Origin of the sequence: Paenibacillus periandrae, from assembly GCF_022458865.1 — a bacterium.
In the GTDB taxonomy this organism is placed as follows: Bacteria; Bacillota; Bacilli; order Paenibacillales; family NBRC-103111; genus Paenibacillus_S; species Paenibacillus_S periandrae.
The window spans coordinates 48,372-59,637 of the sequence record NZ_JAJNMU010000040.1 but is presented as its reverse complement, the minus strand read 5'-3'; the positions used below and the strand labels follow the sequence as shown (position 1 = coordinate 59,637).

Here is an 11,266-nt window from a genome sequence, read left to right as displayed (position 1 = left end):
GACGATGAGGTAGATAGGTTCGGGGTGGAAGTGCCGCAAGGTATGGAGCTGACGAATACTAATCGGTCGAGGGCTTATCCAAGAAAGAGTCTTGCAAGCGAAAGCGAGTGAGGCGCGCTGCTCAAGCGTGAAGTGAAGTTTCGGATCTAGTTTTCAGGGAGCAATGCATCCATTGTTTCTAATGATCATGGAGAGATACCCAAGTGGCTATAAGGGGACCCTCTGCTAAGGGGTTAGACTGCGTAAGTGGTGCGAGGGTTCGAATCCCTCTCTCTCCGTAGTGATTTTTAATATGGCGGTGTAGCTCAGCTGGCTAGAGCGTACGGTTCATACCCGTGAGGTCGGGGGTTCGATTCCCTTCGCCGCTACCACTTATTTTATTATTGATTTTACATAATGAAATATGTTATGATTCATTTGGTTTATTTCTCTTATGGAGGCTTAGCTCAGCTGGGAGAGCATCTGCCTTACAAGCAGAGGGTCGGCGGTTCGATCCCGTCAGCCTCCACCATTTATTGTATTAATGAATAATATTGTTGATTCCTTCACATACTTATTGAAGGGCATCACTCAAATATGCCGTTGTAGCTCAACTGGTAGAGCAACTGACTTGTAATCAGTAGGTTGGGGGTTCAAGTCCTCTCGACGGCACCATGTACTTTTTCAAACGCGGAGCCGTGGTGTAGTGGCCCAACATGCCTGCCTGTCACGCAGGAGATCGCGGGTTCGAATCCCGTCGGCTCCGCCATTTTATTACCATTGCTTACAAAATGGACGAGTTTCCTTTTAATATGAATGGTATTAGAATATTGAAATATTGTAGTTTGGCTCGGTAGCTCAGTCGGTAGAGCAGAGGACTGAAAATCCTCGTGTCGGCGGTTCGATTCCGTCCCGAGCCACCATTGGATTGTACTGCAGCGAAGCAGCAGCATCCATTATGGAGGATTAGTGAAGTGGCTAAACACGGCAGACTGTAAATCTGCTCTCTCTGAGTTCGGTGGTTCGAATCCATCATCCTCCACCATGATTTGAGACATTAGCTCAGCTGGTAGAGCACCTGACTTTTAATCAGGGTGTCGTAGGTTCGAATCCTACATGTCTCATCCATACAAAAAGTAAAGAGACCTTTTAAGGTCTCTTTTTTGCATTTTTTTGAACCGAGCAAAAATTTTGGAATACGGTACTAACACGAATCACAGAATCAACTTAGATTCAACCGATCTCATTTTTTGCTGCATGGAGCTTGGTTGATCGCGACGATCGTCAATCTTGATGGCGGTGGAAACACGCTCTGCTCCATTTTGAAAGGGCAGTTCATGCAAGCGGCGTATGACCTTGAATAAATCATCGAGATCACCTTCAATAATTGTGCTCATTGGCGTCATTTGATAGCTGATGGGCTCTTTCGTATGAGCGAGTACGACCTGCATATTGGCGACGTATGCGCTCAGACTGGTGGATGAGGTACCGACCGGGATAATGGTGATTTCGACTATGGCCATGGGAAGCAGCTCCTTAAGTATTAATTTCAGATGAATATGTGGGAACTAAACCATGCCTTTCTGAAAGCTGGGTAGTCATCGCGCGCCTCCTATTATTTTATGCGAAAAGGTTTGTTTCACGCATTGACGCTTTTTAGTGATAAAGCAATTAATGTAACTTTATCATATTTTTTTAGAAGTTGTAAATGAGCAGATTTATATCAGATCCATTCGGCTGGTGCATTTTACAAATTCATTTATGGAATTTTAGCAAAGTGTGTGAATATTGCAGCTTATACATAAAGATCCTTCCTGATTGTGGACCGAGGCCCAACCTTTTCAGATTTAAGGTACATTTTGCTCAATGATTCTCACATATTTTCCATGGTAATGTGTTGATCGGGAATAAAAATCGCCCAAATATGGATAACATATGTGAAATTGGAGGGAATTCATGATGACGAAGTGCAGTATGTTTCGAGCTGCAGGTATCACCGTAGTTATGGCTGTTGCTTTAAGTGGGGTTATGGCAGGATCAGCTTATGCCGCTTATGATGATATGGATGCTGTGTCATTGAGTAAAAAGCTGGTTGGTAAAGATTATGCAGCAGGTGAAGAAACGATTTCTAAAGGCTTTGATGCATCAGGAATGAACTATTACGTATATAAAATGCTTGATTACAAGATGCCAAGGGCTTTGAACGATCAATTTAATATGAATAAACCGCTGATCAATTCGTTATCGAATGTGATTGAAGGGGATGTTTTATTTTTTGGAAAAGATAATAAACCAAGCTCTTCAGGGATTTATATCGGTAACGATAAGATCGTAATGGCCTCAAAATCCAAGGATGCAGTGGTCACCTACTCTGTTAATACGTTTCGCAGTGAATTTATTGGGGCACGCCGAATTCTGTCAGCCAATGATCAGGTACGGGCCAAGCTGGTGCTTGAAGCTCAAAAGTATTTGGGGACTCCTTACGTTTTTGGTGCCAAATATGGACAAACCCAGACGTTTGATTGTTCTTCTTTCATGAAATGGATTTTTGCCAAAAATGATATTTCGCTGCCGCGTGTCTCTAAGGATCAGGCACTGGAAGGTAAATTGGTCAGCAAAAGTAATTTGGATACGGGAGACCTTGTGTTTTTTACAACGAAGGATTCTAATGGCAAGATTGGTCATGTTGGCATGTATATCGGAGATGGCATGATGGTACATACTTATGGAGAAGGCGGGGTTAAATACAGCACGATCGACAGCGGCTGGTGGAAGGATCATTATGTAACGGCCCGCAGGGTGATTAATTAAAATAAGCTGTGAATCGGAGAAATCACCTTGTGCATGCGAGTAGGGTGATTTTATTTGTTTGATACTTGGTTGTTTATTGCTATTTTGCTATGATAAAGCTAGGAGTACAAGCTCTGTAGACCAGAACAACATCATTTTTTATCTAACTTTGTTAAACTAAAATAGGTTGGGGGCTCAAGTATGGACTGGGAGCCATTACGGCAGCAGCTGGAGCAGATTTTCAAAGGGTCTGTACATTTATCCAAATGGACTTGGGAGTATTGGCTGAATCGGGTTGATTCTGAGGATAAGGACAAGGGAACTCCAACGAAAAGCATTGTTGTAGAGGATCAATTGGTCTTTTTTGTTCAGAAGGACGCTCAGGATGCGCTTGTTTTATCGGTATCGGCAGAAGGTGTGACATTGGCAGAACGGCAGCTCGTAGAGCTCATGCTCGAAACACGGCGCTTGCAGGAGAAGAAAAATACTTCTTCAACCAGTGAGGAAGAGCGTAAGGCAGCCATGGTAAAAGACTGGTTCAAACAGCAGCAGGAGCTTGGGCTTGCTCATGCCGAAATGCCTGACACTCTCGTATCGCAGCTTTCCTTGTATTCGACCAAAATTCCTTTATTGCTATACGGCGACTATTCACAATCACAGCGAGTCAGTTATCAGGAACTGAAAAAATTGCTGGAATCGTTTTTTGATACGGAGATGATTTTGATTCCGTTGATGGATAAGGAATGGCTTATTCTTGGCTCCGAGAAAATGCTATCGATTGATGCGGCTGATGAGCGTGATAATGGAGATGAAGAGAGTCTGGAGGATACGCTTGCAGCGATCGGGTTTGGTTTGCACGCTATGCTGGAGAATGAATGGATTGGAGAATGTCATCTGGCAATTCACTATCCTATTTTGCCGGCTAAGTCGCTGTATGCCAGTGTTTTGCAGCTGCGTGAAACCATTATGCTCGGGCGTACCTACCATGTAGGAAGCAATATGCATTTGCCTTGGTCCTTACAGCTGGAAAAGCTTATTCATCAGATTCCCGAGGCGGATAAGACGAGCTTCCTGGAGCGTGTCTTGAAGCGGGTTGACGTTGCCCTAGATTCGGAGACTATGACAACGCTGGAGCATTTTTTCCGGATTGATTGCAATGTGAGCGAAACTGCCAAGAAGCTCTATATTCACAGAAATACGCTGTTGTACCGACTGGACAAGTTCAAACAAGAGACTGGATTGGACGTTCGTACATTTAATGATGCGGTATTGGTCAAGATTGCGCTGCTATTGTACAAAGTAACGAAAAGAAAGTGATTTTTTTGTGAGGATTGTGCATAGTCACAAGCGAATTGGTAGGGTAAGATAAGGATATAAATTGATCATAAATATGTAGGGGGAATTGAACCATGGCAGGTGTACGCTTAAACCATATCGTAAAAAAATACGCGGGTGCAGAAGAAGCAACAGTTAAAGATTTCCACCTTGAAATCAAAGATAAAGAGTTTGTCGTTCTTGTAGGCGCTTCCGGTTGCGGTAAGTCCACAACTCTTCGTATGATTGCAGGTTTGGAAGAAATCACTGAGGGTGAACTTTACATCGGCGACCGTTTGGTTAACGACGTAGCACCTAAGGACCGCGATATCGCGATGGTTTTCCAATCCTATGCCTTGTATCCTCATATGAGTGTTTATCAAAATATGGCGTTCGGCCTTAAACTTCGTAAATTCAAAAAAGCTGATATCGACGCTCGTGTTCGTGATGCAGCCAAAATTCTAGATATTACACATTTACTTGATCGTAAGCCAAAAGCTCTTTCCGGGGGGCAACGTCAACGTGTTGCCTTGGGTCGTGCGATTGTACGTGAACCACAAGTTTTCTTAATGGATGAGCCGCTTTCCAACTTGGATGCCAAGCTTCGCGTACAGATGCGTGCTGAGATCAGTAAATTGTCCAAACGTTTGGAAGTTACAACTATCTATGTAACGCATGACCAAACCGAAGCTATGACAATGGGCGATCGTATTGTTGTTATGGAAAAAGGAATTATTCAACAAGCCGATACACCAGAGGAAATCTACAACTTCCCGAAAAATATGTTCGTTGCGAGCTTTATCGGATCGCCTTCGATGAATTTCATTACTGGAAACTTTACAGATTCTAACAACAGCGTATACTTCAAAGCTGATGGCGTGAACGTAGAAGTTCCAGAAGGCAAAGCGAAATTGTTACGTGAAAAAGGTTACCTGGGCAAAGAAGTAATTATGGGTATCCGTCCTGAGGATCTTCACGAAGAGCCAGTATTCCTGGAAGCTTCCCCTAACTCTGTTTTGAATGCACACATTGAAGTTGCTGAGAACCTTGGTCATGAAATGTTCCTTTACTTGACTGGTATTGGCAAAAACAGCGTTGTTGCTCGTGTTGACGGTCGTGCAGGCTTCAAAGAAAACACAAACGTAAAATTAGCTGTAGATATGAATAAGGTTCATTTCTTCGATAAAGAATCGACATTATCCATTTTCACTTCATAATTTGCGTATAACGAGGAAGACCAGTCCTAACGACTGGTCTTTTTTTAATTTTTAAAAGTTTTAAATGCCGAAATCTACTTTTTTGTAATATATATACAACAATTATTTATATTATGTATTTCATAAAATGGATTGAGATTGGTTTATTATTCAATGTTGCTTATAATAAATATACGATAGATAATTAACTTAATCCCTTTTTCCGTACGGGGAATGTGGTCAATTCCTTTTTTAAAATAATTATTTTAATATTGTTAATGCACCAACGGGTAGGAGGACAGGCCATGAACAAAGAAGACCAGGTCATAATGGGTTTCAGGGACTTATATAACAAGATGGTTTGGCTTAATAAGGATAAGATGGAAGACAGTCTTAAGGGTTATAAGTCCTCTGAAGTACATTGTATCGAATACATCGAAAAAAATGTAGATTCCAATGTGACAAAACTTGCGGAGTCCTTTTATATGACTCGCGGTGCCATAAGTAAAATGACTAGGAAGCTCATAAAAAAAGGGCTTATCGAAAGCTACCAGAAGTCGGATAACAAGAAAGAAATTTATTTTAGGCTTACTGAGCAAGGGAAAGTAATTTATAAAATCCATGAGGATCTGCACCAAGAGTTTCAAGAGCGGGATAAAGCCATATTTGAGCAGGTAACCGAGGAACAATTTGACAGTATGCTTAGCTTTTTGGACAAGTATTGTAGGCATTTGGATGCAGAGATAAAGAAACTGGGTATAGATATTAAGTAGGGATAAATTTGAATAATAAATATGAAACCATAAGCAGCCTATTGAGAATGGGCTGTTTTTTTGCTATTAATTTGTTGACAAGGAAACAAAGTAAAGTTATCATTTTGTTGACAAGGAATCAAAAATAACTTTTGAGGAGAATATTTGAATGTCGATATCTAGATCACAGAATGAACAGAACAAAGAACAAACCATAGATAAACATGCTTTAATATTCGGTCTTATCTCTGTGTTTCTTTGCGGAATAGGCTTCAGTATCATAGCACCTGTCGTCCCATTCTTAGTGCAGCCATATACAAGCAATCCGGAAGAACAAGTTATATTTGTTACGCTGCTGACCTCTGTTTATGCAGTCTGCGTGTTTTTTGCAGCGCCCGTACTAGGAGCATTGAGCGATAGATATGGCCGTCGTCCATTGCTCTTAGTATGCCTTCTGGGTTCCGCAATCGGGTACTTAGTTTTTGGCATAGGAGGAGCTCTATGGGTACTATTTGCTGGGCGCATAATAGAAGGTATAACAGGCGGCAGTATAAGTACTATCTTTGCATATTTTGCAGATATCATTCCTCCAGAACAGAGAACCAAATACTTTGGATGGGTGAGTGCGGTTGTAGGTGTAGGTACCGTCATTGGCCCAACTCTTGGCGGATTACTTGCCAACTTTGGCTATTCTGCACCTTTGTATTTTGGAGCAATAATCACTTTATTGAATGTTGTTTATGGATACTTTTTTATGCCTGAGAGCCTTGACAAGAACAATAGACTTAAAGAGATTACTCTCGTGAGATTGAACCCATTTACACAGCTTGCAAGTATACTTTCCATGAAAAACTTAAACAGGCTACTTGTTTCAGCGTTCTTACTTTGGATACCGAATGGATCATTACAGGCAGTTTTTTCGCAATTTACAATGGATACTTTCAGTTGGGATCCTGCACTAATCGGACTTATGTTTTCAATTATGGGTTTACAGGACATCCTCTCACAAGGATTCATAATGCCAAAGCTTTTGAAAAAACTTAGTGATAAACAGATAGCAATTCTTGGTATGGTTTCGGAGATTATAGGCTACAGTTTTATTGCAGCATCGGCTTTGATCTCATTCTATCTTCTTTTTATCATTGGAATGTTTATATTTGGTTTTGGTGATTCGATCTTTGGGCCTTCATTTAATGGGATGCTCTCTAAGTCTGTTGATTCTAGTGAACAAGGAAGGATTCAGGGAGGCAGCCAATCTATTCAGGCTTTAGCAAGAATGATTGGGCCTATCATTGGAGGTCAAATCTATATAGCACTTGGTCATGCCGCACCGGCTTTTATGGGTATGATCCTTATAGCAGCGGCAATAGCAGTTTTGTACAAGAGAATGGATGTAAAGGTCATGCAAGAGAGCAAAGTGTAAAAACAATCTTGCTTGTAGCGAAAATATTATGCAAGCTCGGTTGAATTTATTTCAGCTGGGCTTTTTTATTGAAAATTGATGGAAATCGAGCTGGAATTCTCAGCATGAGTTGATTTATGACGGTATTTTATATACGATGGAATTATCGGGAAAATGAAGGAGACGGAAGAGAGATGCCAAAAAAAGTAAAAGTGTCCGATCTTGTGGCGGAATTTCATTTGGAAGTCATTTGCGGTGAGGGAGGACTGAAAAGACCGATAACCGTAGCAGATTTGTACCGCCCTGGGTTAGAGATGGCAGGCTATTATGAGTTTCATCCTATGGAGCGTGTGCAAATTCTCGGAAAGACCGAACTGACCTTCTTTCATGGTTTGTCCTCCGAGGAACGAATGGATCGGATGACACGTTTGTGCGCGCCAGAGGAGACGCCATGTATATTAATCAGCCGTGGGTTGGATGTGCCGATTGAGCTGTTGGCCGCTGCAAATGATAAACAGATTCCGGTGCTGCGTACACCTCAGTCCACTACGATTTTGGCAAGCCGAATTACAGGTTTTTTGGAAAACAAGCTTGCGCCTTCCACAACGATTCATGGCGTTTTAGTTGATGTATATGGAATTGGGATCTTGATATCCGGTTCCAGTGGTATTGGTAAAAGCGAGACTGCACTGGAGCTGGTAAAACGTGGACATCGTTTGATTGCGGATGATGCAGTTGAAATTCGTCAAACGGCTGATCATGTGCTTGTTGGTAATGCGCCGGAGCTGATCCGTCATTTGTTAGAAATCCGTGGTGTGGGTATCATTAATATGATGACTTTATTCGGTGCTGGTGCGATCCGCAACTTGAAGAAAATTTCTGTCGTGATTAAGCTGGAAACATGGCAGCAGGATAAGCAGTACGATCGATTAGGTTTGGACGAAGAGACAACACGTATTATAGAAACGGATATTCCTTTGGTCACGATTCCGGTTCGCCCAGGACGAAATCTGGCGGTTATTATCGAGGTAGCAGCCATGAACTATCGGTTAAAGCGAATGGGTTATAATGCTGCGCTGCAGTTTACAAACAAGCTTACGGAAACATTAGCAGAGGATATGGATGACATGGAATAAGAGAAGGCTTTGGCATTCAGAAAGGAGAACAACATGTGGTTGGCAATTAATCCGATTGCATTCGGAATCGGGGCACTACAAGTGCATTGGTATGGTATTATTTTGGGAACGGCGGCCTTAATGGGATTATTGCTAGCAATTCGAGAAGGTAAGCGTTTTGGAATGAATCCGGATTTTTATATGGATTTGGTGCTGCTTGGAGTCCCTTCAGCTATTATTGGCGCGCGCATTTATTATGTCGCTTTCAAGTGGGAGGATTACAGGGATAATTTATCCGAGGTGTTTATGGTATGGCATGGCGGGATCGCTATCTATGGTGCACTGATCGGGGCCGTGATCTGCGCAGTTATTTATACGCGTCGCAAGGGCTACAGCTTTTGGCGTATTGCTGATGTGTGTGCACCGGGTTTGATTATCGGCCAGGCTATCGGGCGCTGGGGCAATTTTATTAATCAGGAGGCCCATGGAGGGCCTGTGAGTGAGGCGTTTTTAAGAAACTCACTGCATTTGCCGGATTTCATTGTGAATCAGATGCTGATCAATGGCCAATATTATCATCCGACCTTTTTATATGAATCGGTATTTAACTTTATAGTTTTATTGCTACTGCTAGTGCTGCGCAGACGTCCGTTTTTACGCGCGGGAGAGCTGTTTTTAAGTTATTTCATTGGGTATTCGATTGTCCGGTTTTTCGTGGAGGGCTTAAGAACAGATAGTCTGGATTTTACTGGACCTGCTTGGCTGGCTTCCTTAATGAACGGTTTATGGGCGCCTATGCGGGCGTTAGGCTTTGAATCTGGCTTTATGACCTATGGCGGTAATGTGCGGATTTCACAGCTGCTTGCGATATTGATCATCATATTCGCTGTGGCGTTTATGATATACCGCAGAAAAAGCGGTGCTTCTGTCGAACGTTATTCCGATCCTATCCGACCTATCGGGTATGTGGAGGAAGCGTCATCTGACCCTTCAGAACAGTCTACAGTACCTGTTCTAACAGGTATCCCGGTAGTTAGCCCACCTTCGGCAGATCAGATTGTGGCCGAGCATGCTGAACATGCTTCTGATAAAAATAAAGAATCTGCGGAAGTTCAGAGCGTTCAACTTGAGAAGGAAGAAAATAAGCCAAACAAACCTTCTGAATAAAATAAGTGGCCCAGCTTGAGCGTGTCCCGCAGGGACGATGCGTCCGTGAACGTAGCAGTCACTCAAAGTCCAGCGTGTCCGTAGGACGAAAGCGTCCCGAATACACGTCGGTCAGCAAGCGATATAGCCCCACCCAAGTCCAGCGTGTCCGTAGGACGAAAGCGTCCCGAATACACGTCAGTCAGCAAGCGATATAGCCTCACCCAAGTCAAGCGTGTCCCGTAGGGACGAAAGCGTCCCGAGAACACATAAGTCTGCGTACGCTCCAAGGGAGTCCAGAGGGCAGCGTCCTTTGGGGCCCTCCCTATAGGGAGGGTTTGGGAGGGTAAAGAAAATTAGGGAGGACAATTCAGTCACATGATTCATACCGTATTATTTGATCTCGATGGAACGATTATTGATACGAACGAGCTGATTATACAGTCGTTTCTGCATACATTTGAAGGCATTACCGAACAACCAGTCACCAGGGAGCATATTATTCCTAACATGGGTAGGCCGCTAATTGAACAAATGAAGTTTTTTTCAGGTAGAGACAGTGTAGGCGATCTGGTGCATAAGTACCGGACTTTTAACATTGAAAAGCATGATGAGCTGGTAACAGAGTTTGCCGGTGTACGTGAAACGCTGGGTAAGCTGCATGTGGCTGGTGTCAAAATGGGAATTGTCACAAGCAAGGTTAGAATTACTTCAGAAATGGGTTTAAGGTTGTGCGGGCTTTACGATTATTTTGATACGATCGTTACGGTTGAGGATGTCAAATGGCCAAAACCTGATCCGGAAGGCATACGTAAAGCTTTGAAGGAGCTGGGCTCTGAAGCTGAGGGTGCTGTCATGGTTGGAGATAGTCATTACGATATAGAGGCAGCCCATAATGCCGGTATTCCTGCGGTAGCTGTTGCCTGGTCACTCAAAGGAATTCCGTATTTGCAGCAGTACAGTCCTACGTACATCATACAGGACATCAAGGAATTGCTTAAGATCACGGGAGTCGAGGAGAAATCACTTGAGACAAACGGATAAATTTCCGGTAGATGGACCCAATTCGCTATGGCAAATGTATCGGACGGTTAGCCGCTGGAAGGCGGTTCGGAATTTTGTGTGCATTCAAATTTCGAGATACATACCTTCACTTCCAATGAAGCGTTGGATTTATCGCCATATGCTGGGGATGAAGGTAGGGCATCAAACCTCCTTTGCTTTAATGGTGATGGTCGATGTATTTTTTCCAGAGCGTATTGAGGTTGGGGATAATACGATCATAGGCTATAATTCGACAATCCTCACTCATGAATATTTAATTAAGGAATACCGCATAGGAACGGTTCGTATTGGCTCACATGTGATGATCGGGGCGAATACAACCATTCTTCCGGGTGTGACAATTGGAGACCATGCGGTGATAGGCGCAGGCTCTGTCGTGCATAAAAATGTGGCGCCTTACAGCTTTGTGGCTGGTAATCCGCTGCAGGTGATACGTCAAGATGTGAGATGAGTGTTTCGTGATGGTTGATTGTTGATCTATAACACGCAAAAAGACCCCAAAGGGTC

General features: G+C 43.0%; 11 protein-coding genes and 8 tRNA genes. 17 read left to right on the top strand and 2 right to left on the bottom strand.

Annotated features, from left to right (window positions below; genetic code table 11):
* The first annotated feature begins 189 nt into the window (after nucleotides 1-189).
* The 8 genes from LRL21_RS41040 to LRL21_RS41005 all read left to right on the top strand — a co-directional run bounded on the left by LRL21_RS41040 (nucleotide 190) and on the right by LRL21_RS41005 (nucleotide 1,103).
* Nucleotides 190-278 (top strand) — tRNA-Ser (locus LRL21_RS41040).
* Between the two features lie 16 nt (nucleotides 279-294).
* Nucleotides 295-371, top strand: a tRNA-Met gene (locus LRL21_RS41035).
* 64 nt (nucleotides 372-435) lie between these two features.
* Nucleotides 436-511: transfer RNA gene (locus tag LRL21_RS41030), tRNA-Val, on the top strand.
* Between the two features lie 67 nt (nucleotides 512-578).
* Nucleotides 579-654: transfer RNA gene (locus LRL21_RS41025), tRNA-Thr, on the top strand.
* Nucleotides 655-671: 17 nt separating this feature from the next.
* Nucleotides 672-748: transfer RNA gene (locus tag LRL21_RS41020), tRNA-Asp, on the top strand.
* 78 nt (nucleotides 749-826) lie between these two features.
* Nucleotides 827-902: transfer RNA gene (locus LRL21_RS41015), tRNA-Phe, on the top strand.
* A 37-nt stretch (nucleotides 903-939) separates the two neighbouring features.
* Nucleotides 940-1,024, top strand: a tRNA-Tyr gene (locus tag LRL21_RS41010).
* A gap of 6 nt (nucleotides 1,025-1,030) precedes the next feature.
* Nucleotides 1,031-1,103 (top strand) — tRNA-Lys (locus tag LRL21_RS41005).
* Nucleotides 1,104-1,193: 90 nt separating this feature from the next.
* Here LRL21_RS41005 and LRL21_RS41000 read toward each other — a convergent pair.
* Complete coding sequence (locus LRL21_RS41000) at nucleotides 1,194-1,502, bottom strand: MTH1187 family thiamine-binding protein (protein WP_240421555.1); 309 nt, start codon at nucleotides 1,500-1,502, stop codon at nucleotides 1,194-1,196.
* 433 nt (nucleotides 1,503-1,935) lie between these two features.
* On the opposite strand from LRL21_RS41000, the gene LRL21_RS40995 reads away from it, so the two are divergent.
* From LRL21_RS40995 to lgt, 7 genes are all read left to right on the top strand, one after another.
* Nucleotides 1,936-2,790 carry an NlpC/P60 family protein gene (locus tag LRL21_RS40995; protein WP_240421554.1) on the top strand — a complete coding sequence of 285 codons (855 nt, stop codon included), beginning with the start codon at nucleotides 1,936-1,938 and terminating at the stop codon, nucleotides 2,788-2,790.
* Between the two features lie 180 nt (nucleotides 2,791-2,970).
* On the top strand, nucleotides 2,971-4,086 hold the full coding sequence (locus tag LRL21_RS40990; protein ID WP_240421553.1) for a PucR family transcriptional regulator: 1,116 nt from the start codon (nucleotides 2,971-2,973) through the stop codon (nucleotides 4,084-4,086).
* A gap of 92 nt (nucleotides 4,087-4,178) precedes the next feature.
* On the top strand, nucleotides 4,179-5,300 hold the full coding sequence (locus LRL21_RS40985; protein WP_240421552.1) for an ABC transporter ATP-binding protein: 1,122 nt from the start codon (nucleotides 4,179-4,181) through the stop codon (nucleotides 5,298-5,300).
* A 284-nt stretch (nucleotides 5,301-5,584) separates the two neighbouring features.
* Complete coding sequence (locus tag LRL21_RS40980; RefSeq protein ID WP_240421551.1) at nucleotides 5,585-6,052, top strand: MarR family transcriptional regulator; 468 nt, start codon at nucleotides 5,585-5,587, stop codon at nucleotides 6,050-6,052.
* A gap of 148 nt (nucleotides 6,053-6,200) precedes the next feature.
* On the top strand, nucleotides 6,201-7,454 hold the full coding sequence (locus LRL21_RS40975) for an MFS transporter (RefSeq protein WP_240421550.1): 1,254 nt from the start codon (nucleotides 6,201-6,203) through the stop codon (nucleotides 7,452-7,454).
* Between the two features lie 173 nt (nucleotides 7,455-7,627).
* Nucleotides 7,628-8,569: an HPr(Ser) kinase/phosphatase gene (gene hprK / locus LRL21_RS40970; protein WP_076230612.1), complete on the top strand. Its 942-nt coding sequence runs from the start codon at nucleotides 7,628-7,630 to the stop codon at nucleotides 8,567-8,569.
* A 33-nt stretch (nucleotides 8,570-8,602) separates the two neighbouring features.
* Complete coding sequence (gene lgt, locus LRL21_RS40965) at nucleotides 8,603-9,715, top strand: prolipoprotein diacylglyceryl transferase (RefSeq protein ID WP_240421549.1); 1,113 nt, start codon at nucleotides 8,603-8,605, stop codon at nucleotides 9,713-9,715.
* Between the two features lie 62 nt (nucleotides 9,716-9,777).
* On the opposite strand, the gene LRL21_RS40960 is transcribed toward lgt, so the two are convergent.
* On the bottom strand, nucleotides 9,778-9,984 hold the full coding sequence (locus LRL21_RS40960) for a hypothetical protein (RefSeq protein ID WP_240421548.1): 207 nt from the start codon (nucleotides 9,982-9,984) through the stop codon (nucleotides 9,778-9,780).
* 88 nt (nucleotides 9,985-10,072) lie between these two features.
* On the opposite strand from LRL21_RS40960, the gene ppaX reads away from it, so the two are divergent.
* Nucleotides 10,073-10,738: a pyrophosphatase PpaX gene (gene ppaX / locus LRL21_RS40955; RefSeq protein ID WP_240421547.1), complete on the top strand. Its 666-nt coding sequence runs from the start codon at nucleotides 10,073-10,075 to the stop codon at nucleotides 10,736-10,738.
* The gene (locus LRL21_RS40950; RefSeq protein WP_240421546.1) at nucleotides 10,722-11,210 is read left to right on the top strand and encodes an acyltransferase; all 489 of its coding nucleotides are present in this window, start codon (nucleotides 10,722-10,724) and stop codon (nucleotides 11,208-11,210) included. Before ppaX ends, LRL21_RS40950 begins: the two co-directional genes overlap by 17 nt.
* The last annotated feature ends 56 nt before the right edge of the window (nucleotides 11,211-11,266 follow it).